The 23,297-nt window shown below is 68.4% G+C and carries 19 protein-coding genes and 1 pseudogene; 6 read left to right on the top strand and 14 right to left on the bottom strand.

Going from position 1 to position 23,297, the window contains the following annotated elements:
* Positions 1 to 895: pseudogene (locus E4P42_RS17080) on the bottom strand (hypothetical protein); the annotation flags it as partial.
* Entirely contained in the window at positions 895 to 2,091 is a 1,197-nt protein-coding gene (locus tag E4P42_RS17075) for a DUF3068 domain-containing protein (protein ID WP_135127261.1), read from the bottom strand. The gene E4P42_RS17075 and the pseudogene E4P42_RS17080, both read right to left, overlap by 1 nt.
* Positions 2,092 to 2,258: 167 nt before the next feature.
* Here E4P42_RS17075 and E4P42_RS17070 point away from each other — a divergent pair, with 167 nt between their 5' ends.
* Positions 2,259 to 3,380 (top strand): acyltransferase, encoded by a 1,122-nt coding sequence (locus E4P42_RS17070; RefSeq protein WP_135127267.1) that lies wholly within the window; start codon positions 2,259 to 2,261, stop codon positions 3,378 to 3,380.
* Here the strand turns inward: E4P42_RS17070 and E4P42_RS17065 are convergent, their stop codons facing one another.
* Complete coding sequence (locus tag E4P42_RS17065; RefSeq protein WP_135127260.1) at positions 3,381 to 4,853, bottom strand: AMP-binding protein; 1,473 nt, start codon at positions 4,851 to 4,853, stop codon at positions 3,381 to 3,383. It lies immediately after the preceding gene.
* Between the two features lies 1 nt (position 4,854).
* Complete coding sequence (locus E4P42_RS17060) at positions 4,855 to 5,832, bottom strand: phosphotriesterase (protein ID WP_135127259.1); 978 nt, start codon at positions 5,830 to 5,832, stop codon at positions 4,855 to 4,857.
* 107 nt (positions 5,833 to 5,939) lie between these two features.
* Between E4P42_RS17060 and E4P42_RS17055 the strand changes: the two genes are divergently transcribed.
* Complete coding sequence (locus E4P42_RS17055; RefSeq protein WP_135127258.1) at positions 5,940 to 7,541, top strand: MFS transporter; 1,602 nt, start codon at positions 5,940 to 5,942, stop codon at positions 7,539 to 7,541.
* A 100-nt stretch (positions 7,542 to 7,641) separates the two neighbouring features.
* Here E4P42_RS17055 and E4P42_RS17050 read toward each other — a convergent pair whose 3' ends face one another.
* The 5 genes from E4P42_RS17050 to E4P42_RS17030 form a co-directional block, all read right to left on the bottom strand.
* On the bottom strand, positions 7,642 to 8,772 hold the full coding sequence (locus E4P42_RS17050) for an amidohydrolase/deacetylase family metallohydrolase (protein WP_135127257.1): 1,131 nt from the start codon (positions 8,770 to 8,772) through the stop codon (positions 7,642 to 7,644).
* Complete coding sequence (locus E4P42_RS17045) at positions 8,769 to 10,154, bottom strand: MmgE/PrpD family protein (protein WP_167759518.1); 1,386 nt, start codon at positions 10,152 to 10,154, stop codon at positions 8,769 to 8,771. The genes E4P42_RS17050 and E4P42_RS17045 overlap by 4 nt, the downstream gene beginning before the upstream one ends.
* Positions 10,155 to 10,235: 81 nt before the next feature.
* Positions 10,236 to 12,356 carry a tripartite tricarboxylate transporter permease gene (locus E4P42_RS17040; protein ID WP_135127255.1) on the bottom strand — a complete coding sequence of 707 codons (2,121 nt, stop codon included), beginning with the start codon at positions 12,354 to 12,356 and terminating at the stop codon, positions 10,236 to 10,238.
* Positions 12,357 to 12,378: 22 nt separating this feature from the next.
* Positions 12,379 to 13,467, bottom strand: a complete 1,089-nt coding sequence (locus E4P42_RS17035) for a tripartite tricarboxylate transporter substrate binding protein (RefSeq protein ID WP_135127254.1) — start codon at positions 13,465 to 13,467, stop codon at positions 12,379 to 12,381.
* 151 nt (positions 13,468 to 13,618) lie between these two features.
* Complete coding sequence (locus tag E4P42_RS17030; RefSeq protein WP_135127253.1) at positions 13,619 to 14,386, bottom strand: SDR family NAD(P)-dependent oxidoreductase; 768 nt, start codon at positions 14,384 to 14,386, stop codon at positions 13,619 to 13,621.
* Between the two features lie 63 nt (positions 14,387 to 14,449).
* Between E4P42_RS17030 and E4P42_RS17025 the strand changes: the two genes are divergently transcribed.
* Positions 14,450 to 15,202 carry a FadR/GntR family transcriptional regulator gene (locus tag E4P42_RS17025; RefSeq protein WP_135127252.1) on the top strand — a complete coding sequence of 251 codons (753 nt, stop codon included), beginning with the start codon at positions 14,450 to 14,452 and terminating at the stop codon, positions 15,200 to 15,202.
* 5 nt (positions 15,203 to 15,207) lie between these two features.
* Here the strand turns inward: E4P42_RS17025 and E4P42_RS17020 are convergent, their stop codons facing one another.
* Positions 15,208 to 15,963 (bottom strand): enoyl-CoA hydratase-related protein, encoded by a 756-nt coding sequence (locus tag E4P42_RS17020; protein WP_135127251.1) that lies wholly within the window; start codon positions 15,961 to 15,963, stop codon positions 15,208 to 15,210.
* Positions 15,964 to 16,075: 112 nt separating this feature from the next.
* Here E4P42_RS17020 and E4P42_RS17015 point away from each other — a divergent pair, with 112 nt between their 5' ends.
* Genes E4P42_RS17015 through E4P42_RS17005 form a run of 3 tightly spaced genes read left to right on the top strand, consistent with a single transcriptional unit; the run spans position 16,076 to position 19,247 of the window.
* Positions 16,076 to 17,266, top strand: coding sequence for an acyl-CoA dehydrogenase family protein (locus tag E4P42_RS17015; RefSeq protein WP_135127250.1), 1,191 nt, complete (start codon positions 16,076 to 16,078; stop codon positions 17,264 to 17,266).
* Positions 17,263 to 18,090, top strand: coding sequence for an enoyl-CoA hydratase family protein (locus E4P42_RS17010; protein WP_135127249.1), 828 nt, complete (start codon positions 17,263 to 17,265; stop codon positions 18,088 to 18,090). The genes E4P42_RS17015 and E4P42_RS17010 overlap by 4 nt, the downstream gene beginning before the upstream one ends.
* Complete coding sequence (locus tag E4P42_RS17005) at positions 18,087 to 19,247, top strand: acyl-CoA dehydrogenase family protein (protein ID WP_135127248.1); 1,161 nt, start codon at positions 18,087 to 18,089, stop codon at positions 19,245 to 19,247. Before E4P42_RS17010 ends, E4P42_RS17005 begins: the two co-directional genes overlap by 4 nt.
* A 64-nt stretch (positions 19,248 to 19,311) precedes the next feature.
* Here E4P42_RS17005 and E4P42_RS17000 read toward each other — a convergent pair whose 3' ends face one another.
* The 4 genes from E4P42_RS17000 to E4P42_RS16985 all read right to left on the bottom strand — a co-directional run bounded on the left by E4P42_RS17000 (position 19,312) and on the right by E4P42_RS16985 (position 23,192).
* A complete protein-coding gene (locus E4P42_RS17000) occupies positions 19,312 to 20,067 on the bottom strand; it encodes an SDR family oxidoreductase (protein WP_135127247.1) in 756 nt (251 codons plus the stop codon).
* A gap of 14 nt (positions 20,068 to 20,081) precedes the next feature.
* Positions 20,082 to 21,182, bottom strand: a complete 1,101-nt coding sequence (locus E4P42_RS16995) for a tripartite tricarboxylate transporter substrate binding protein (RefSeq protein ID WP_135127246.1) — start codon at positions 21,180 to 21,182, stop codon at positions 20,082 to 20,084.
* A gap of 136 nt (positions 21,183 to 21,318) precedes the next feature.
* Positions 21,319 to 22,542: an NADP-dependent isocitrate dehydrogenase gene (gene icd / locus E4P42_RS16990; protein WP_135127266.1), complete on the bottom strand. Its 1,224-nt coding sequence runs from the start codon at positions 22,540 to 22,542 to the stop codon at positions 21,319 to 21,321.
* Positions 22,539 to 23,192 (bottom strand): hypothetical protein, encoded by a 654-nt coding sequence (locus E4P42_RS16985; RefSeq protein WP_135127245.1) that lies wholly within the window; start codon positions 23,190 to 23,192, stop codon positions 22,539 to 22,541. Before E4P42_RS16985 ends, icd begins: the two co-directional genes overlap by 4 nt.
* Positions 23,193 to 23,297: the final 105 nt, after the last annotated feature.

The raw sequence follows: 23,297 nt of genomic DNA, 5'->3' as shown, positions 1-23,297 counted from the left end.
TGACCGCCACCGCGGCCAGCGCCAGCAGCGGGACCGCGCGGGGTGCGCGCAGCGCCGCCGGCAGGCCGGCGGCCACCACCGCCAGCAGCACCAGCGTCGCGACGACGGCGAAGCCGGTGGTCCTCGACCCCGGCACGGCGTCGGCGTTCCAGATCCCGGCCAGCCCAGCCAGGCTGCCGAGCGTGCCCAGGCCCGGTTCCGCGCGCGCCGCGAACGACGGCACCCCCGAGGCGTGAGAGGCCGCCAGCGACCCGGACACCGCGGCGGCGACCAGCCAGGGCAGCGCGGTGGCCACCGAGGCGCCGAGCAGCGCGGCCAGGACGGGCAGGCGCCGTCGCGCGTGGGCCGGGGCGAGCGCGGCGACCACCCCGACCGCGGCGGCCAGCAGCAGCCCGGTCGGCGTCAACCCGGCCAGGGCCACCCAGAACAGCAGCGGCCACCAGCCGCCGGAGCCGTCGCGCCACCGCAGCACCGCCGTCGCCACCCACGGCAGGCACCCGTACCCGACCAGCAGGCTCCAGTGCCCCTGGAGCAGGCGTTCGGCGACGTAGGGATTCCAGATCGCCAGCGTCACCGCCACGCACTGCCCCGGCACCCCGACCTCGGGCAGTACCGTCGCCGCCAACCGGGCCGCGCCCCAGCCGGCCAGCCAGAGCCCGGCCACCAGCAGCGCCTTGACCACCACACCGCCGTCGACCACCTGGGAGGCCAGGGCCAACGCGAAGTCCTGGGGCAACGCGCGCGGCGCCGCCTCGGACAGGCCGAGTGCGGCATCGGTCAGATACGACCGCGGCGTCGACACCGCGTCGCGCAGCAGCAGGTAGCCGGGCGCCAGCAGCGGCGCTGTCACGACCAGCGACAGCGCCAGCGCGTACGCCGGGGGGAGGTGGCGGATCAGACCGGTCTGTCGGGCGGGAGGTCCGTCGGTCGCTGCGCCGGGAGCTTCTCGGTCTTGGCCTCGGCGCCGGGGACCTGGATGCCCTGGGTGTCGAAGAACCCGTGGTCGGCGTCGTCGAGACCCGGATCGATCAGGGCGGACTCGGTCCGCAGGCTGAACGAGCCCAGCACCGCGCCACCGACGAGGGCGAGCAGGCCGACCGCGGTGAACGTGATCGGCAGGATGCGGCCCCACAACCCGATGCGGTCATCCTCGGCGCGGGCGCTGGCGACCTGCGACTCGACGGACTGCTCATTGGTGGTGACCGTGTAGTCGACGAACGTGACCTCCGGCCGCAGCGCGTCCCGGGCGTAGTAGTGGTAGGCGTGCTCGTCGGATTTGACGATCGTGCCCGACACCGGATCGACCCAGAACGTGCGCTCGGCGGCGTAGAACCGGCTCATCGTGATCGGTTCCTCCGGGTCGCCCTCCACACCCCACAGCGCGGCGCGGGCGGTGACCTGCGCGTCGGCGTCGTCCTCGTAGAGGGACGCGTAGGCGACCGGCTCGACCAGCTTGCCCTCGGCGTCGTAGCCGACGTTCTGGGTGAACCGGTAGGTGGTCAGCCCGTTGACGTCCTCCTCACCGTCGTAGTTGGCGTCGTACGCCTTCTGCGCGATGGGGTCGAACATCGGGTAGGTCTTCTTCTCCGTGTCGAACGGGAAGCGGTAGGTGAGACCGTCGTGGGGCAGCGCGATGTTGGTCGGCGGCTGATCGTCCTCGATGGCCCGCGGCTTCTGCAGCGCGCCGCCGGGATTGCTCTCGCTCGACACCGCCATCGCGGTGGTGCGGTCCATGGTCACGGTGTCGACCATGGCCAGCAGCAGCCCCTCGTCCTGCTGTTTGTCGGTGCGCCGCAGCGTGCTGCCGACCTGCAGGGTGACGACGTCGGCGTTGGACGGCGCCTCGACGGTCATGTCCTGCTGGAACGTCACCGGGACGTCGCGGTCGACGACGAAGCGCTCACCCAGGAGTGAGGCCGGGTCGAAGGCGGTGCCGGTGCCGTCGCTGACCAGGGTCGTGTCGATGTCGAGCGGGACCTTGGCGACCTTGCCCTTGGTGTAGGTGGAGAGCAACAGCGCGGCGATGAGCAGGGCAGCCCCCAGCCCCATGAGTCCGCACGCCGCAATCCGCAGCGCCACTGCGCGGTTCAAACCGTGCCTCCTTCGGCTAGGGCTGGCAAAACCCAGTTGACCCTAACAGCAGAGATTAAGGCCGGTACTTACTCCGGGACGTACTCCGGTGCGCTGGCACACTGGTCGCCGTGACGAGCACCGAGCCGATCGGCGGGACGCGGTCGTTCCTGCCCGCGGTGGAGGGGATGCGCGCGTGCGCGGCCATCGGAGTCGTCGTCACCCACGTGGCGTTCCAGACCGGGCACACCCAGGGGGTGGACGGACGGTTCTTCGGCCGCTTCGACCTCGCGGTCGCGGTGTTCTTCGCACTGTCGGGTTTCCTGCTGTGGCGCGGTCACGCCGCGGCGGCGCGCGGACTGCGGCAGCGGCCACCCACCGCGCACTACCTGCGCTCGCGGATCGTGCGCATCCTGCCGGGCTATCTGGTCGCGGTGATCGTGATCCTCACGCTGCTGCCCGAGGCCCAGGCCGATCTGACCGTGTGGCTGGCCAACCTGAGCCTGACCCAGATCTACGTCCCGCTGACGCTGACCGCCGGGCTGACCCAGATGTGGAGCCTGTCGGTCGAGGTCAGCTTCTACCTGGCGCTGCCACTGCTGGCGCTGCTGGTGCGCCGGGTGCCCGTCGCCGCCCGCATCCCGGTGCTGCTGGCGGCCGCCGCGCTGAGCCTGCTGTGGGTGTACATCCCGTTCGACCCCGCGTCGGGTCACAACCTGTGGAACTGGCCGCCCGCCTTCTTCTCGTGGTTCGCGGCCGGGATGGTGCTGGCCGAACTCACCGTCACGCCGTTCGGGTGGGCGCACCGGCTGGCCCGCAGGCGGGTGCTGATGGGCGCCATCGCCGTGGGGGCGTTCGCGCTGGCGGCGTCCCCGCTGGCCGGCCGCGAAGGCCTGCACCCGGGCACCATCGGACAGGTCACGCTCAAGACCGCGATGGGGGCGGTGGTCGCGGCCGCCCTGCTCGCGCCGCTGGTGCTCGACCGCCCCGACACCCCGCACCGGCTGCTCGGCAGCCGGGTCATGGTGACGCTGGGCCGCTGGTCCTACGGGCTGTTCGTCTGGCATCTCGCGGCGCTGGCGATGGTGTTCCCGCTGATCGGTCAGTTCGCCTTCAACGGCGCCATGCCGGTGGTGCTGGTGCTGACCCTGGTGTTCGGCTTCGCAATCGCCGCGGTCAGCTACGCGCTGGTGGAGAGTCCGTGCCGGGAGGCGCTGCGGCGCTGGGAGTTCCGGCGCGCCACGCCGGCACACCGGGCGCCGCCCCTGGACAGTGCGGTCGACGACGTGCCCGAGCCGATCTCGCGCTGATCACCGGGCGTGTGCGCGACGGGCGATGACGTCGTCGCGGACGGCCGACCGCCGCGCCTTGCCGGCGTCGTCGCGCAGCGGCTGGTCGGTGAACTCGACGGTGCGGGGCACCTTGTAGCCGGCCAGGCGTTCGGCGACGAACGCCGCGACCGCGGCCTCGTCCAGGCCGGCGCCCGGCGCCGGCTGCACCAGGGCGTGCGGCACCTGCCCGAGGTCCCCGTCGGGGACGCCGACGACGAGGCAGGACAGCACGCCGGGATGGGCCGACAGCGCGGACTCGATCTCGGCCGGATACACGTTGCGCCCGCCGACGGTGAACATGTCGACCCGGCGGTCGTTGAGATAGAGGAATCCCTCGTCGTCGAAGTAGCCGAGGTCGCCGAGCGACTCCCAGCCGTCGCGGCTCTTGGCGGTGCTGCCGATGTAGCGATAGGTGGGTGCGCTGCCCGGCGCGCGGCGCAGGTAGACCTCGCCGACCGTGCCCGGCGGGCAGGGGTTCCCGTCGTCGTCGAGCACGGTCATCTCGCCGGCGACCACGATGCCCACCGACCCCGGATGGCTCAGCCACTGCCCACCGGAGATGAACGTCAGCGCCTGTAACTCGGTGCCGCCGTAGAGTTCCCACACCGCATCCGGCCCGAGGATGTCGATCCACGCCCGCTTGACCGCAGGCGGGCACGGCGCGGCCAGGTGCCACAACCGCCGGATCGACGACAGGTCCCAGGCGCCGGGGTCCGCCCGGTAGACCGGCAGCAGGCGCTGCATGATCGTGGGCACGGTGGCCAGGAAGGTGACCCGGTGCACGGCCACCAGGCGGAGGAACTCGTGCGGGTCGAAACGCGGCATCACCACCAGGTGGTGGCCCATGAGCAGGCCGATCGCGAACATGGTAAACCCGGTGTTGTGGCTGAGCGGCACCGAGATCAGGTTCACGTCGTCGTCCTGCGCGCCCAGGGGCAGGCCGATGGCCGCGGGCACCCGGCTGTCGCCGCCCGCCTCGATCAGCTTCGGCCGGCCGGTGCTGCCGCCCGAGGCCATCGACTTCCACACCGGTGAGACCGCCTCGGGCAGCGGATCGGCCGACAGCCCCGGATCGGGGGTGAATCCGTCCGGCAGGTGCGGCGTCACGCCGCCCGGGTCGGCCCGGCCGATCAGCAGCGCGGGGGGCCGCAGGGCCAGCAGGCCCGCCAGTTCCGCGTCGGGCAGCCGCGCCGACAGCGGCTGCGGCACCGCCCCCAACTTCCACGCCGCCAGCACCGACAGCACCCATTGGATCGAGTTCGGCAGCACCACCGTGACGTAGTCGCCCTGGCGCACACCGTGTTCGGCGAACGCGCGGGCCAGTCGGTTGGACTCGGCGTCGAGCTCGGCCCGGGTCAGGGTGCGGCCCGCGCACGTCACCGCCGGTGCGTCGGGCGCGGCGGCGGCCAGCCGGGACACCTGCGTGCCGATGGGGGCGACGCAGTCGGCCATCTCAGTATCCGCCGTCGTGCTCGAAGATCCGGCGCGGGTTGTCGACCAGCATCGTGGTGATCTGGTCCTCGGTGACACCGCACCGCCGCAGCGCAGGCAGGACATCATTGTGAATGTGGAGGTAATGCCAATTCGGCATGGCCACCGGCAGAGTCGCCTCCGGCAGCGCGTCGAAATAGCAGGACGCGTCGTGCGAAAGCACCATCTGATCGGCGTGGCCGCGCGAGCACAGTGTCGCCACCGTCGAGACGCGGTCCTCGAAAGACAGGTAGGCGTCGACGCCGAAGCGATCCATCCCGATGTATGAGCCGGCCGCCATGAGTTCCTGGAGGTAGTCGAGATCAGTGGTGTCTCCGCAGTGCCCGATCACCACGCGGGACAGGTCGACGCCTTCTTGCGCGAACACACGCTGCTGCTCGAGCCCCCGGCGGGTGCCGGCGTGGGTGTGGGTAGAGATGGGCGCCCCGGTCTGGCGGTGGGCCTGCGCGACGGCCCGCAACACCCGGTCCACGCCGGGGGTCAGTCCGGGTTCGTCTGTGGCGCACTTCAAGATCGCCGCCTTCACGCCGGTGTCGGCGACACCGTGTTCGATGTCGCGAACGAACATCTCGGTCATGATCTCCGGACCGCCCAGCGCGGTGCCGGGGCCCCGGAAATGGAAGTAGAACGGTACGTCGGTGTAGGTGTAGAGCCCGGTCGCGACGACGATGTTCAGGTCGGTGGACGCGGCGATCTGCGCGATCCGGGGGATGTAGCGGCCCAGGCCGATCACGGTCAGGTCGACGATGGTGTCGACGCCGCGCGCCTTGAGTTCGTTGAGCCGGTTGAGGGCATCCGCCTCGCGCGTCGCGTCGTCACCCCAGGCGTCGGGATAGTTGACGTGGATCTCGGTCGTCATCATGAACACGTGCTCGTGCATGAGTGTGACGCCCAGCGCGCCGGTGTCAATCGCTCCGCGGGCGGTATCGACTTGTGGCACAGGCCTGATGCTAGGGCAGGACTCCCGTGCCGTTCGCGCTTGGTGGCGATCGCCCGTTAGCGTACGCGGTTGCGGGTATCCCGTGACGGTCGACGGGAGGTCGGGGCATGGCAGCACCGCCGCAGCGACGCGCCCCGGTCTCGGCGTGGGCGCCGCTGGGTTCGCCGGTCTACCGCGCGCTGTGGATCGCCCAGACGGTGTCGAACCTCGGCACCTGGATGCAGACGGTCGGCGCCCAGTGGATGCTGGTGGGCGATCCGCGGGCGGCGGTGCTGGTGCCACTGGTGCAGACCGCGACGACGTTGCCTGTGATGCTGCTGGCGCTGCCGTCCGGGGTGCTCGCCGACCTCGTCGACCGGCGACGGTTGCTGATCGCCACCCAGGCGGCGATGGCGGCGGGCGTGGCGGCACTCGCCATGCTGACCGGCGCCGGCCTGGCCACCCCCGCGGTGCTGTTGATCCTGCTGTTCCTGATCGGGTGCGGGCAGGCGCTCACCTCGCCGGCGTGGCAGGCCATCCAGCCCGAACTCGTGCCGCGCGAACAGATCCCGGCCGCGGCCGCACTGACCAGCATGAGCATCAACAGTGCGCGGGCGATCGGCCCGGCCGTGGCGGGCGCGCTGGTGTCACTGTCCGGCCCGACGCTGGTGTTCGCGCTCAACGCCGTCTCGTTCCTGGGCATCGTCGCGGTGCTGCTGCGCTGGCAGCGTCCCGTCGCCGAACGCCTGATGCCCAGCGAGCGTCCGATCTCCGCGCTCAGTGCCGGCGGCCGGTTCGTGCGCGCGTCGCCGGTGGTGCGGCGGATCCTGCTGCGCGCGGTGCTGTTCATCGCACCCGGCAGCGCGCTGTGGGGGTTGCTGGCCGTGATCGCCGCCGATCAGCTGGGCCTGTCGGCGTCGGGGTACGGCGTGCTGCTCGGCGCGTTGGGCGTCGGGGCGGTGTCCGGTGCGGTGGTGCTGTCGCGGCTGCAGGCCAGGTTCGGGCAGAACGCGCTGCTGACCGTCGCCGCGGTCGGCTTCGGTGCGGCCACCGCGGTGCTGGCCACCGTGCACGTGCTGCCCATCGTGCTGGTCGCGCTGGTCCTCGGCGGGATCTCCTGGCTGTTGGCGCTGTCGACGCTGAACTCCTCGATGCAGCTCAGCCTGCCCGCCTGGGTGCGGGCCCGCGGGCTGTCGGTGTACCAGCTCGTGTTCATGGGCGGGCAGGCGCTGGGGTCCCTGGTGTGGGGGCTGGTGGCGGGCGCGACCAGCGGGGTGACCGCACTGCTGATCAGCGCCGCACTGCTCGCCGTGTGCGCGCTGTCGGTCGCGTGGTGGCCGCTGCACCCCGGCACCGGCAACCTCGACGTCACCCCGTCGGCGCACTGGCCCGAACCGGCGCTGGTGTTCGAACCGGCACCGCCGGACGGCCCGGTGGTGGTGCTGAAGTCCTACCGCGTCACGCCGGAGAACCAGGCGGAGTTCTTCGCCGCGATGGCGCGCGTCGGCCGGTCCCGCCAGCGCACCGGCGCGATGCAGTGGCAGCTGTTCCGCAGCGGCGAGACCCCGCACACGTTCGTCGAGATGTTCGTGGTGCGGTCCTGGGACGAGCATCTGCGCCAGCACGTCACGCGTCAGACCGGGCAGGACCTCGTCGTCGAACGGGAGGTCGAGGCGTTGGTCGAGGGCGAGTCGCTGCTGCGGCACTTCATCGCCGTGCGTCCCGACTGAGCGTTCCCGGCCGCCGTCGGAAGCCACGTGACGACACCTGTGGCAGGCTGAGGAAGGCCCGCTGTCCGTTGCGGACAGCGGGCCTCTCGCGGAAGTTGCGTCAGGCGACGAGCGTTCCCGCGCGCACCGTGGCCGTCGGCACGAGCTGCTGCTTGAGAGCCCGTTCCTGGCCTTCGGTGTCGGTGATCAGTTCATCGGCGTCCACGAGCTCCAGCACGGCGATGTCGGCCTCCCGGCCGACCGCGAGGCTGCCGATCTCGCCGGCCATGCCGAGTGCCTTCGCCGGGCCCGCGGTGGACGCCTCGACGACGTCCTCCAGGCTCATGCCCAGCGCGAGGTGCTTGCTCATGATGTAGGGCATGTCGCGGACCGCCCCCTTGAGGCTCAAGCTCGTCACGTCGGTGCTGATGGCATCCGGGAGGAATCCGTCGCCGATCAGCCGCTCGGCCACCCGGAACGGGAAGTGGCTGCGGCCGTGGGCGACGTCGAACACCACGCCACGCTCCCGGGCGTCGACGGCCTCGGGGATCAGCTTGTCGCCCTCGAGGAGCTGCGCCTTGCCGCGTCCGGTCATCATGTGCGTCACGATGTCTCCGGGTGCGAAGTAGGGGAGCAGCTCGGCGAGCGGATCGGTGGCACCGCAGATGTGCACCATCAGCGGCACATCCGCAGCCGCGCACACCTCGCGGGCGATGGTCATGATCTCTTTGCCGCGCATGCCGACTGCGCGTTCCTCGAGCCGGACCTTGACGCCCTTGACGATGCCGGGATTGGCCTTGATGGTCTCGAGGGTGCCTTCCGGGTCGGCCCATTCCTCCTTGATCAGTTCCCCCATCGGGGTGCCGCCGACCAGTCCGATGTAGGACAGGTGGAGGAAGTTGATCACCCTGGTCCGGGCCGGCTCGACGATGTAGCGCTTGAAGCCGGGGAAGTTGAGCGATCCACTGCTACCGGCGTCTGCGACGGTGGTGACACCGCGTGGCAGGCAGTCCTGGTCGACGTCGACGCCGCGGCCGACACCCCAGTAGACGTGGGCGTGCAGGTCCACCAGGCCGGGGGTGACGATTCTGCCCACGGCGTCGACCCGCTCACCGGCCGCCGCATCGGACAGGTCGCCGAGTGCGGCCACCTTCCCGTCCTTGACGCCGACGTCGGTGCGCTGATCGATGCCGGCGCCCGGGTCGAGCACCCGCCCGCCGGCGATCACCAGGTCGTAGCTGTCGTTGGTCATTTGCCATCCTTCGGGGTGACGAGAGCGTCCAGGCCGCTGAGGTCCTGGTGCTGATCCAGGTCATCGATCCACGCAGACAACGCGTGCACCTGTTCGGCGGGTAGGGTCCGCTCGGCCAGCAGCGAATACTTGCCCACGAGCTGCTCCTTGCTCATCGGATTGGCGAGCGTGCCGACGGCGTGCCGTACCGCCGCCGTGTGGGTGCTGCCGTCTTCCATCGTCACCGTGATCCGCACTCCGCCATGGTCGTTGGTGGCGCGGTAGATCTCTTCGATCTCCGGATCGATGACCGTGGTCACATTGGGCACCAGACTGGTCAAGCGCTTGTCTTCGAGGATGTCCTCGCGCCAGGTGCCGGCGTCGCGCAGGTCGTGGAACAACGCCGTCGCCGCGATGAAGTTGAGACTGCGCTGTGCCGCCATCAACGACTGCGGCGGATTGTTGTCGACGTTCGGGGTGATCTTCGTCGAGCAGGCGACCTCGATCGCGGTCACCTTCCCGGGTTCGAAACCCGGCCGGCCCCGGAGTTCGCCGATCGCGTCGATGGTGCTGTGCAGGTGGCCCACCGCGGCATAGGGCTTGGTCTCCCAGCCGGTGATCTCGAAACCACCGCCGAGGTCTGCTACCAGCGCTTCCATCCGGGGTGCCTTCTCCGTGGAGAAGGCAGAGCAGATGCCGAACTCTCCCTCCAGAATCGTGGAGGGGCCGGTGAAGCCGCGGCCGGCAAGCAGGGCCGCGGTGACGCCGGCCTGCGACGGCCAGCCGCCGCCCTGCAGTCGTTTGACCATGGTGCCCTTGGACTCCTGCATGTGCGCGAGCAATCCGGAGGCGAAGCTGCCGACGATGCCCAACGTGTTGACCAGCCCGTCGGCGTCGAGCCGGTTGGCCATCGCGGCGGCGGTCGCGGCGCCGAGAATGCTGCGGATGCTCACCCAGTAGAAGCGGGTGATACCCCCCTGGGTGGCCCGCGCGACCCGGTAGGCCACCTCGTACCCGGCGACCACCGCGGTGATCAATTCACGTCCGCTGGCACCGCTGTACTGGGCCGTGGCGATCGCGGCCGGAATGGTGGGCGCACCATTGTGCAGGTCGAGAGCCGCGCTGCGATCGTCCATCTCGATCCCGTGGGCAGCCGTGCCGTTCACCATCGCGGCGGCCGGGGCGGACAGCGATCCGGAACGCCCCCACAGCGTTGCAGGCCCCGCAGCGCCGGATTCACCGGCGAACTCCGAGACGATCGTCGTCCAGGGCAGGTTGGCGGAGTACAGCGCCACGCCCATGGCGTCGCGGATGGCGATCTTCGCCTGCTCCACCACCGCGGGTGGCAGATCCTCGTACTTCAGCCCCGCGATGTACTCGCTGAGCTGCTGGGTTTCTCTCACCGGTATCGACCTCTCCATAATCTCGCGAACTATCGGTCCTACGGCCGACGCTGGCCGTAGGACACTCTTCAATTGCGGCTGTTACCAGCCGAATACTTGACTCGGCATCAGTGGGATCGGTGCCACCTGGATGAACACCAACCACAGGAAGCCGTAGGTGGCGGCGGCGGCCAGCAGCGCACCCCACCACTTCACGCGGGCGATCAGAAGCAGGTAGAGCCCGGCGAACAGTGGCATACCGATGGTGAACCCGCAGACGTAGAGGCAGACGAAGAACAGGGCGAAGGCGACGGTGGCCTTCCAGGTGATCGACGACGCCTCCTCCCGGGCGAACGACGTCACGTCGGTGTCCACCGCGACCTGCTCGAGGATCGCGACCTGCTGATTGCCCTCAGCCGTGGTGCCGGGCTGGGGTACCGGTGGCGTGGCACCCGTCGTCGGCTGCGCCGGGGGGCGCCGGCGCCGGAGGGCACGCAGGTCCACCAGCAGCTGGTAGGCCGACAGCAGCGCCATCGGCACCGCGGCCAGCAGCGGGAATTGCTTGGTGCGCAACGGGATGTCTCCGGCGAATTGCATCTGCCAGATCACCACGAGAGCCACCAGCAGTGCCGCGGCGCTGAACACCACCCGCCAGCGGCCGACGGCCGGCTCGTTCGTCGTCGCGGTCTCCGCCGGTCCATCGTCGTGCGGGAGGTCGCCCGACACGGATCGCTGCGCCCGTCGGTCGATCCAGCGCTTGAGCCTCGGCACACCGAAGCTGAGCGCCAGTAGGCCGATCATCACCAGCACCAGCGGGCGGCCGAGCCAGGAGAAGCCCTCGTCGTCGAGCTCATAGGACAGGAAGTAGTTGCTCTCGATCATGGGTCCGAGAACCAGCCCCAGTAGCAGCGGCGGCAGTGGCCAACCCCAGCGGCCGGCGAACACGGCAATCACACCGAAGGCCAACATCACCATGACGTCGTTCCACGAATTCGTCGCGGTGAAGGCGCCGATGGCGATGAACACCAGCAGGAACGGCACCAGGCGACGGACCGGGAGCCGGGTGATCCCGCAGATCTGCTTGAGGAAGACCAGGCACAGGATCACGCCGATGATGTTGGCCACCACCAGCGTCCACACCATGGAGAACGTCACGTCGAGATGGTCGGTGAGCATGGCCGGGCCGGGAGTCAGGCCGGTGATCAGGAAGGCGCTCAACAGGATCGCCATCTGGCCGCTCCCGGGAACACCGAACCCGACGGTCGGCACCAGATCGCCGCCCTCTTTGGCGTTGTTCACCGAGCCGGCCGCGACGAGGCCGTCGACCGAACCGGTGCCGAATTCGTGCGGCGCCTTGGAGGTCTGCTTGGCGTGCGCATAGGCGATGAACTGTGACGAGCTGCCACCGACCCCGGGCAGCATGCCGCAGAAGATGCCGATGGCGCTGCATCGCACGATGAGCCACCATCGGCTGATCGCGTCACGTGCGCCCACGGTCCAACCCTGGATCGACGGCGCACGACTGCAGTCCTGCTGGTTTCCGGTCATGGACATCATGGCCAGCACTGCGGGGACGGCGAACAGACCGACGACCACCGGCACGACGGAGATGCCGTCGAACAGGTAGGGGATGTCGAAACTCAGCCGGACCCGTCCCGTGCCCGGGTCCTGCCCGATCGAGGCGACCAGGAATCCGATGCAGGCCATGATGAGGCCTTTGGCGACCGCGCGACCCGACAGCGTCGCCACGAATGACAGGGCGACGACGGCCACCATGAAGAACTCCGGTGGACCGAAACTCAATACCACCGGCCTGGCTATCTGTACGGCGAACGCCAGGAAGAACGCGCCGATGAGCGCGCCGATCAACGAGCTGACCAGCGCGATGCCGACGGCCCGTCCGGGTTCACCGCGCTTGGTCATCGGGTAGCCGTCGAAAACGGTTGCTGCCGAACTGGGCTCGCCGGGAATGCCGAACAGTATGGACGTCAGGTCACCGGTGGTGGCCGTGACGGCGCCCATGCCCAACAGAAAGGCGAACGCCGACACCGGCTCCATGGCGAAGGTGAACGGCAGCATCAACGCCAGGGCGGTGCTGCCACCGAGACCGGGAAGGATCCCGACCAGGAAGCCGAGACCCATTCCGATGAGCAGGAACCCGAACGTCGGCCAGGACAGAACGCTTCCGAGGCTTGAGACGAACAGTACGAGTTCCTGCAACATCGCTTCTTCTCCTCTTTACTGACTAGCTGCCGTCGGCGCCGATCGCGGTCTGCAAGCGCTCCACCGCGGCGGTGTCGAGCTGCAGGTAGGCATTGATGCGTTCGGTGACCTCTTCGCCGGTGGCGGGTTCGATGTCGATGCCCAACTTCTGGGCCTCGGCGAGGAACTCAGGGTCGGACAGGGTGTCGGCGATACCGGTCCGCAAGGCCTGCAGCACTGAGGGATTGGTGCCGTTCGGCGCCATGATCGGGCGCGCCCACTCGTAGCGATCCGCGACCACACCCACCAGGCTCTTGTCTTCTTCCGGGTTGCCGGCGATCAGGTCGGTGATGGTCGGGACACCCTCCATCGTGGGGTCGTCGATCGGTCCACCGATCTGAAGTACCGGGAGCAGCGTGCCGTTGGCCAGTTCTTCGCCCTTCTGGCGCTTGAGGCTGTCCCAGGTGCTCACGGTGCCGTCGACCTCGCCGCGGTCGAGGCCGAGCATGCGCTCGGTGGAGCCGCCGTAGCCGAACACCGGCTGCAGGTTGAGGTCGAGCACTTCATTGATCAGGACGTGGGCGGTGTGCGGACCGTCACCGACGGCGCCGTAGGGCAGCTTGATGTTGGCGGCCCGGATGGCGTCGAGATCCTTGGGGTCGATACCTGTGCGGCTGTGAATCGCCAGCACCTGCGGGGCCTTCGAGGTGCTGCCCAACCAGTTGATGTTGTTCGGATCCCAGCGGACGCCTTCGGCTTCCCCTTCGCCGAGCAGCGTGTAGAACGGGATGTTGATGTCGGTCATGCCGATCACCAGGCCGTTGGGCTCGGCGGTGTAGATGTAGTTGGTCGCGATGCGGCTCTCGCCGCCCTCCATGTTCTCCACGACCACACGGGGGTTACCGGGCAAGTGCTTGCCGAGGTGCCGGCCGATGGCGCGCGACGTGGTGTCCAGGCTGCCGCCGGCGGACTCGCTGCAGATGAAGCGGACGGTCTTGCCCGCCCACACCTGTTCGAGTTGCTCGGCGGACATCTCGGTGTTGTCGGCCGGCTCGGCCGAGTCGGTGCCTGCTTCGCGGGCGCAGGCGCTGAGTGCGAGGGTGGCGACCGCGGCGATGGCCGCGGCTTTCATTCCTCTCCGGAACGAGGATCTGGGGTGCACGGGAGTCTCCTAACGACGATGTTCGGTGATGGGTCTCACACCCGTGGGCAGGATGTTAGTGACGCCTCAACGCGGTGGTCAATAGTTTCGGTTAATTATTATCCTAATTGAACTTCGGCATTCAGTGCTGGACGCCGCCGCCGTCCATGACCAGGGCTTGTCCGCTGATGCCGCCGGCCAGATCGGAGCACAGGAAGCTCACCGCGTGCGCCACCTCCTGTGGTTCCAGCAGCCGCCCGAGCGGAGACCCGGCGCCCAACGCCGCGGCCGCTTCACTCTCATCGCGACCCGTCTTGGCCGAGATCTGCTCGATGGTTCGCTCGGTCATCGGCGTGCGTACGTAGGTGGGGCACACGGCGTTCACCGTGACGCCGGTGCCCGCCATCTCGGCAGCCGCGGCACGGACGAAGCCGATGGCCGCGTGCTTCGACGCCGTGTACGCGGCGATGTACGGTGCGCCGACCACACCGGAAATCGATGACACCACCACGGCGCGGCCCCACCGGCGCTCCTTCATCCCCGGCAAGGCGGCGCGCAGACACAGGAACGCCCCGACCGCGTTGACGGTGAAGGCCTCGTTCACCTGGTCCAGACCGGTGCGGCCGAACGGGGCCGACATGGCCGTGCCCGCGTTGCACACCAGCGCGTCGACCGGTCCGATGGCCTCGAACAGCGCCGTGACCGCCGCCTCTTCGGTGACGTCGCAGAGGTGGACCGACGCGGCGGCCGGCCGTCTCAACTGTGCGCGGGCGCGCTGTAGGGGCTGCTCGCGGCGGCCCACCAGAACGACGTCGTAACCCTGGTCCACCAGACTCGACGCGGTGGCGTACCCGATGCCCGTGCCCGCCCCGGTGACGACGGCCTTACGAGTTGATGCAGCGGATTTCAATTAGGCTCCTAAGGATTCTGATTATTATGAGTGCTGGCCAGCTGGGAGGGGTGTACTTCGGCAATGGCGGTCAACCGTTCGGGTCCGCGCCAGATCAGGCTGCCCAAAGCATCTGGAGCCCTGGCCAATGAACTGCGTGCTCAGATCCTCGAACAGCACCTGGAGCCGGGCGACTCGCTGCCGTCCGAGCCCGAGCTGATCCAGATGTTCGGCTTGAGCCGCGGCACGGTACGTGAGGCGCTGCGGCTCCTGGAGGCCGACGGCTTCATCGAGATCCGGCGTGGCCCGCGCGGCGGGATCATGGTCAGCCATCCCGAGATCGACGTGGTGAGCCGGTCGCTGGCCACGCTGCTGACGGTCGGCGGCACGCCGTTGCGCAGCATCTTCGAGTTCCGCAAGCTCATCGAGCCCGCGGTCGCCGCGGCCGCGGCCCACGACGCCACCGATGAGCAGAAGCAGAAGCTCATCGAGTTCGCCGAGGACGACGCGGCCGGCGACTCCGCCTTCCACGACCTGCTGGTCGACTGCGTCGAGAACGATGTCCTGCGCACCATCATGTCGGCGATCAACCGCGTCGTCGGGTGGCAGACGCGCGTCGACGACATCCCCACAGAGGGTGTGAAGGCCGCGGGCCGGGCCCACGCCAAGATCGCCGCTGCCATCATGGCCGGCGATGGCGACACCGCCGCGTCGGTGATGCTCAAGCACATCGAGGCGTTCGAGAAGGTGATGAATCAGGCCGGCCGCCTCGAGGGGCCGATCCTCCCGCGCGACCGCTGGGTGGGCTATCTCCGGCAGACGCACTACGGGGAGTAGCGGAGTCACTCGGCGCGCCCGGTGACCGCCGAGCCGACCCGCCGCACGGTACGCAGTTGCTGCACCCGCTCGATCTGCACCGCCGCCCGCCGGGTGGCGCGCTCGGTGACCGAGAGCCGGATCGAGCGTTTGGCCGCCCGTGCCACGGCGGGATTCGCGGCGACTCCCGCGGCGACCTCCCTGGCACGCGCGTCCACGCCGTCGGCGTCGGTGGCTTCCCAGGCGAGGCCGAGGCGCACCGCGTCATCGCCGTTGATCCGCTGTCCCGCCAACCCCAGCGCGCACGCGACCTGAGGTGACGACGACCGCGCCAACAGGTCGAAGTGCCCGCCGCCGGGATGCAGGCCCTTCTTCACGAAGCCCGACAACAGCCGCGCGTCATGGGCGACGATGCGGATGTCGGTGGCGAGCACCAGGTTGAGGCCTGCGCCCACCGCGGCTCCCTTCACCGCGGCCACGGTCAGAAGATCGAGTTCCTCCACGGCGAGGAACGCGCGATAGATCCGTTCGATCGCGTCGAAGTTGTCGTCGCGCAACGGATCTACCGACACCTCGCCGAGGCTGGACAGGTCGGCGCCCGAGCAGAACGACTCACCCGCCCCGCACACCACCAGGGCCGCGACATCGGGATCGGCCTCGACCGCGCGGCAGTGTTCGGCGATGTCGTCAGCCATCTCGGGTGTGATCGCGTTGAGCCGCCGGGGCGCATTCAAGGTCAGCGTGGCGATCCCGTCCCGCACGTCGATGTGCACGTCGTTCATGAGGCTCCGTTCCTGTCGTTCCCGCCGCCGGTGAGACTAACGGTAGTATTAGGGTACTTATTATGCTAAAACGGTTGGCATAACGGAATGCCTGCGTTTGGAGGACCACTCAATGCATCAGTTCGCGCTGACGCCGGACCAGCTTGCTTTCGTCGCGCGGGTCGACGACATCGCCCGCCACAAGCTGCGGCACGACGTCGAGGCAGCAGCCGGGCGCGTCGACCGCAACCTGGTCCGGTCACTGGGCGACACCGGGCTGCTGCGCGCGCTCTTCGGAGGCGCCCCCGACGAGCCATTGCAGGGCGCGGCCGCCATGCAGCTGTGCCTGTTGCGTGAGACGCTCGCGCGCGTCGACACGCATGCCGAGACCGCGCTGGCACTGCAGGGCCTGGGCAGTTATCCGATCCTGCAGTCCGGCAAGCCCGGAACCATCGAGCGGTGGATGCCGGGCGTGGTCTCGGGTGAAGTGGTCGCCGCATTCGCGTTGTCGGAGTCCGGCGCCGGGTCGGACGCCGCGCGCCTGGCCCTGTCGGCCGACGTCGACGGCCCCGGTGCGTGGCGGCTACACGGGTCCAAGACCTGGATCTCGAACGCCCCGGATGCCGATTTCTACACCGTCTTCGCCCGCACCGGCGGTGAGGGGGCGAAGGGAGTGTCGGCGTTCGCGGTACCTGGCGATGCCGACGGTTTGAGCGGGCGCCCTCTCGACATGATCTCCGACCACGCCCTGGGTGAACTGAGCTTCCACGGCGTGCGTGTGACCGACGATGACATGATCGGAGCACCGGGAGAAGGGTTCAAGGTGGCCATGCGCACGCTCGACCTGTTCCGGCCCAGCGTCGGAGCATTCGCGGTGGGCATGGCTTCCGCCGCTCTCGATGCGACGGTGGGGTGGGCGACGGAACGTGAGATCTACGGTGCGTACCTGGCCGATCAGCCCAGCGTTCAACATCAGCTCGCGGGTATGGCTACCAGAACCGCCGCTGCCCGGCTGATGGTCTACGCGGCGGCCACCGCCTACGACTGCGGCCGTCCCGCGCGCGAGATCTCCTACCTGGCGGCCATGGCGAAGTTGCAGGCCACGGAGTCCGCGCAGTACGTGGTCGACCGCGCGGTGCAGCTCCACGGCGCCCGGGCCCTGCAACGCGGCCACCTACTGGAGCAGCTGTACCGAGATGTCCGGGCACCCCGGATCTACGAGGGAGCCTCCGAAGTGCAGCGCACCATCATCGGTCGTCATCTCGTGAAATCCCAACGTGCCAAGGCAGATACCAATATCACCGGAAGAGAGGGAAGTGCATGATGCGGTACCGTGCATCAGCGGACATCACCCAGAAGTGGCAACACTTCAAGTTCGAACTCGAGGACGGCGTCGCCACCGTGACCCTGAATCGGCCCGAGAAGATGAATCCGCTCACCTTCGAGAGCTACGCCGACCTGCGGGACCTTCTGGGTCAGCTGCCGCATATGGAGGGCGCCCGGGTGCTGGTGATCAAGGGCGAGGGCAAGGGTTTCTGCGGCGGCGGTGACGTCAACGAGATCATCGGCGAGCTGATCAAGATGGACGCGCGGGATCTGATGGGGTTCACCAAGATGACCGGCGATGCGATTCGGGCCATGCGGGAATGTCCGCTGCCCATCATCTCCGCGGTGCAGGGTATCGCCGCCGGCGCCGGTTCGGTCGTGGCGCTGGCGTCCGATTTCAGGATCTGCACGCCCAAGGCCAAGTTCGCGTTCCTGTTCACCAAGGTGGGACTGTCCGGTGGTGACATGGGCGCGGCGTACCTGCTGCCGCGCGCCATCGGTTACACCCGAGCGACCGAACTGCTGATGCTCGGCGACACCATCGACGCGGCCACCGCGCAGAGCTACGGTCTGGTGTCCAAGCTCGTCGAACCCGAAGACCTCGACAATGAGGTCGCCGCTCTGGCTCAGCGCTTGGCAACGGGCCCGTATCTGGCCTATTCGCAGACGAAGTCGCTGATCACCCGCGAGCTCGACATGCCGATCGCCTCCGCGATGGAGCTCGACGCGATGACCCAGGCGCTACTGATGACCACCAAGGATCACGCCGAGTTCCACCGTGCCTTCAACGCCAAGGAGACACCGCAGTGGGAGGGACGATGATCAACCCGAGGGACTACCTGCTCATCGATGACACGCTGACATCCGATGAGCGCGAACTCCGCGATGCCGTGCGGGATTACGCGCGTTCGGAGCTCGCCCCCCACGTGGCGGAGTGGTATGAGGCCGGCCACGTACCCCGCGACATCGCCTCCGGTCTGGGCAAGCTGGGGGTGTTCGGAATGCACCTCGAGGGCTACGGCTGTGCCGGTACCAACGCCGTCTCCTATGGCCTGGCGTGCCAAGAGCTCGAGGCCATCGACTCGGGGCTGCGCAGCTTCGTCTCGGTGCAGGGCTCACTCGCGATGTTCGCGATCCATCACTGGGGCACCGAGGAGCACCGGACGGAATGGCTGCCGCAGATGGCCACCGGCGACGTCCTGGGGTGCTTCGGCCTGACCGAGGCCGAGGCCGGCAGCGATCCCGGGTCCATGCGCACCACCGCCCGCCGCGACGGCGGCGATTGGGTGCTCAACGGGTCGAAGATGTGGATCACCAACGGCACCTTCGCCGGTGTCGCCGTGGTCTGGGCGCGCACCGAAGACGGCATCCGCGGCTTCGTCGTCCCGACCGACACCCCCGGATTCACCGCTGTCCCGATCAAACGCAAACTGTCGCTGCGTGCTTCGGTGACGGCCGAGCTCGTACTCGACGATGTGCGCCTACCCGCATCGGCGATGTTCCCCGAGGTCCGCGGGCTCAAGGGCCCGCTCACATGCCTCAACGAGGCCCGCTTCGGCATCCTGTGCGGCGTCGTGGGTGCGGCACGGTCGTGCTACGAGGAGGCGCTGGACTACACCACGGTGCGCAAGCAGTTCGGCAAATCGCTCGCGTCGTTCCAGCTGACTCAACGAAAGCTCGCCGACATGGTCGTGGCCGTCAACAACGCGGCGCTCGCGGCCCTGCGGATCGCTCGACTCAAGGATGAGCACCGCGCCGAGCCGGCACACATCAGCTACGGCAAGTTCGCGAACGTCAACGCCGCGCTGACCGTGGCTCGCACGGCGCGCGGAATGCTGGGCGCCGCGGGCATCACCCTGGACCACCAGACCATGCGGCACATGGCGAATCTCGAAACCGTGGCGACGTATGAAGGCACCGAGGAGATGCACGCGCTGAGCATCGGGCAAGCGGTGACCGGTATCGCGGCCTTCCGCTGACCGGCAACAGACAGCAACACATCAGCCCCGGGGCGCCGCCCCGGGGCTGATCTGTGTCAGTGGCTCAACAACGCGGCCCGCCGGCCACGTAGATCACCTGTCCGTTGACGAAGCCCGACCGCTGGTCGACCAGGTAACTGACCGTGTGTGCGACGTCCTCCGGGGTACCGCCCCGGCGCACCGGTATGGCAGCCGCCTTCGCCCGTTCGAACTCTTCGAACGGCTGGCCGAGGCGCTCGGCTGTCGCCCGCGTCATGTCGGTGACGATGAACCCGGGCGCCACCGCGTTCGCGGTGACACCCGAAGGGCCCAACTCGAGCGCCAGGGTCTTGACGAAGCCCTGCAGGCCTGCCTTGGCCGCCGCGTAGTTGGCCTGGCCGCGGTTGCCGAGCGCCGACGTCGATGACAGGCAGACGATCCGGCCGAAGCCCGCTTCGCGCATGTACGGCTGGACGGCCCTGGTCATCAGGAAAGAACCCCGCAGATGTACCCCGGACACCGCGTCCCAGTCGTCGGAGGACATCCGGAACAGAAGGTTGTCCCGCAGGATGCCGGCGTTGTTCACCAGTACGGTCGGCGAACCGAGTTCTTCGGCGATGGCGCCCACCGCCGCCGAGACCGAATCCTCGTCGGACACATCCGCTGCCACAGCCACTGCTGCGACGCCCGTGGCACGCACCTTGTCGGCGACCTCGTCACACGAACCGGCGTCGCGGTCCAGAAGAGCGACCGCGTGGCCGTCCTGGGCGAGCCGCAACGCGATCGCCGCGCCGATTCCGCGCGCGGCCCCGGTCACCACCGCCACCGGTGTGGGTGTCATGAGATCACGTCCTCTCAGTTGAACTTCATGTCGAAGTTGGTGGACAGGAAGTTCTGCACCCACTGCAACGACTCGGGGTCCACGTCGGAGGCGCTCTCCCCCCATTGCTTGGCTTCGTCGCCGGTGATCTCGTTCGGGAACGGACCCATGAAACCCTTGAGTTCCTCGGTGAACTCCGCGTCGGCGACGACGCCGGCGATCCCGGCGTCAAGCGCCTGAACGGCTTCCTGAGGGGCCTCCTTGTGGGTCTGCAGCGAGTAGCCGCCGCGGCCCAGGATGTTCAGCAGCATGACGTAGGCGTCCCACGCTTCGCCGGAGGGTTCCTTGCCGAACAGGGTGCGGTACGCCTCGCCGACGTCGGGAGCGTCCGGTACCACCTGGTCCCGGGTGACGTTGCCCTGTCCGTCGGTCTCACCGTAGGTGTAGATGGCCGGATAGGTGCCCTGGAATTCCTTGACATAGCCGGACGATCGGTCGAAGTGGACATCGAGCTCGCCGGCCATGAATGCATTGCGCACCGCGTCGCCGTTCTCGTAGCCGCTGATGACCTCGACCTTGTTGTTGAGCAGCCCGAGCACTTCCAGACTCACCACCGACGGGAGGTCTGCGCCGGCCGGGGAGATGGTCCCCATGGTGAGTTTGCCTGGCGCGTCGGCCAATTGCTTGACGTCGGTGATTCCGGTGCTCGTGTTGGCCATCATGACCGCTTGACCGCGATTGGCCGCCCACACCGCCGTCATGTTGGCCAGGTCGTACTGGACCGCGTCCATGCCGAGGATCTCCGGCAGCACGGAGACCTGCGTCATCAGCATCAGCGTCTTGCCGTCGGGCCGGTACTTGTTGGCGAACTCGTTGCCGGCCAGAATCCCACCGCCGCCGTCGATGTTGACCACCTGGACCGTCGGGTTGCCTTCGAGGTGTTCGGAGAGTTTCTTGGCGAACAGGCGGGCCACGCCGTCGACGGACCCACCGGGGGACACCGGTGCGATGAGCTCGATGGTCTCGCCGGCATAGAAGGCTCCGTCGTCAGCGCCGCCGCCGCTCCCGCCGCTACATGCGGACAGTGTCAGCGTCGCCACCGCGGCCACCGCGAGCAGAGTTCGGTTAGTGGGCATCGCGCTCCTTGTGATCTCGGTACTGAATGCAGGGTAATTAGTATCAGAAATCTACTGATACCACCTCAATCGAACGGGCGCGGAGAAATGACAGAAGCCGCGCGCACGGCGGGTGCGCGCGGCTCCGGGTGCCCGGTCACAGCCGCGCGATGATCGCCTCTGCGAACTGTGAGGTTGTGACTTGCGTTGCGTCGGGGCGTAACCGGGCGAAATCGTAGGTGACGATGCCGGAGGCGATCGTCTCCTCCATCGCCCGCACCACGCCGTCGGCGGGCTCATGCCAACCGAGGTGCCGGAGCAGCATCACTCCCGACAGCAGGAGTGAACCGGGATTCACCTTGTCCTGTCCGGCGTACTTCGGGGCGGTGCCGTGGGTCGCCTCGAAGATCGCATGACCGGTGCGGTAGTTGATGTTCGCGCCGGGGGCGATGCCGATGCCGCCCACCTGCGCGGCGAGCGCGTCGGACAGATAGTCGCCGTTGAGGTTCATGGTGGCGATGACGTCCCATTCCGACGGCCGGGTGAGCACCTGCTGGAACGCGATGTCGGCGATCGAGTCCAACACCAGGATCTTGTCGCCGGCTTCGCCGTCGCACTCTGACCAGGTGACCGCGACATCGCTGTATTCCTCGGCGACGACTTCGTAGCCCCAGTTCTTGAAAGCCCCCTCGGTGAACTTCATGATATTGCCCTTGTGCACCAGGGTGACCCGCTTGCGCCCATGGCTCACCGCGAAATCCAGGGCGGCCCGTACGAGCCGCTTCGATCCGTTCTCGGAGATGGGCTTGATGCCGATCCCGGTGCCCGGGTGCAATCCGCCCCAGGGGCCGCCGAATTCGGTGAGCATCTGCCGTAACCGATCGGCTTCAGGGGAGCCCGCCTCGAACTCGAGACCGGCGTAGATGTCCTCGGAGTTCTCGCGGAAGATCACCATGTCGACCAGCTCCGGACGCTTGACCGGAGACGGCACGCCGGGGAAGTAACGCACAGGCCGGACGCAGGCGTAGAGATCGAGCAGCTGGCGAAGGGCGACGTTGAGGGATCGGATGCCGCCGCCGACAGGTGTGGTCAGCGGCCCTTTGATCCCGATGAAGTGCGTACGGAACGCGTCGAGGGTCTCCTCGGGCAGCCATTCACCGGTCTCGTCGAAGGCGCGCCGGCCGGCGAGTACTTCTCTCCACGCGATGGAACGTCCCGATCTGGCCAGCGCCGCGTCGAGTACCGCCTGTGTGGCGGGCCAGATGTCCACACCGATCCCGTCGCCGCGAATGAACGGCACGATCGGTGTCTCCGGAACGCGGAGGCGCCCGTCGCCGGAGACGGTGATCGCGGCGGGCTGTGATGTGATCCGCTCGCTCATACCTGACCGCTGGGGAACGGTACGAAGTTGATCCGGTCGCGGTCGAAGGTCTTCTTGCGCATCTCGGCGGTCCACTCGGTACCTGCGGCGGCCTTCCATTCGGGGATGCCGACGATGTCGATGTCCTCCAGCCAGTAGAGAGCCAGATGTTTGCGCGGTGAGTTGGGGGAGTGCAGCCGACGGCCCTCGAGGACGCCGGGCACGTGGCTGAACTTCGGCAGGTGGTCTTCCTCGTACCAGGCGTGGAACTCGTCCTCTGCCCCTTCGGCGCAGTTCATCGCGACGAAGCGCAGGCCGTTGGCGGTGCCGGGTTCCGGTCGGCCGTCGGCGCGTAGCCGGCTGACTGGTTCGGCGTCGTAGGTGTGGCGCATGGTCAACCAATCCGGGGGGGTGTCAGGGAGCGGGATCTGCCCGACCGGGGCGACGGGGTGGTGCATCAGCAGGACGCGCGACCGTTCCTCGCCCAGTGCCCCGGAATCGTCAGAGACGGCGACCCAGTGTTCGACGACGCCGAGATCGGGATTCGACGAGCGGCGTTCGACTTCCGTGCGCACCCATGCGATCACCTCCGGACGCAGGGGTCCGTCGATGTCCAGGATCTCGATCAGCAGGCGCTGGTCGCTCGGCGTCTCCGTGGCTTCGGTGTTCACTGTCCTCCTTCGGGCGAGGTCTCGGCCGACTTCTTGACGGCGAGACCAACTAATGGTGCACTCCTTACAAGTGGGATAATCAGGATACTTGATAGGACGTTCCCA

The organism is Mycobacterium sp. PS03-16 (assembly GCF_004570325.1).
In the GTDB taxonomy this organism is placed as follows: domain Bacteria; phylum Actinomycetota; class Actinomycetes; order Mycobacteriales; family Mycobacteriaceae; genus Mycobacterium.
Note: the sequence above shows the minus strand (reverse complement) of the source record. Positions and strands in the feature narration are given on the sequence as shown.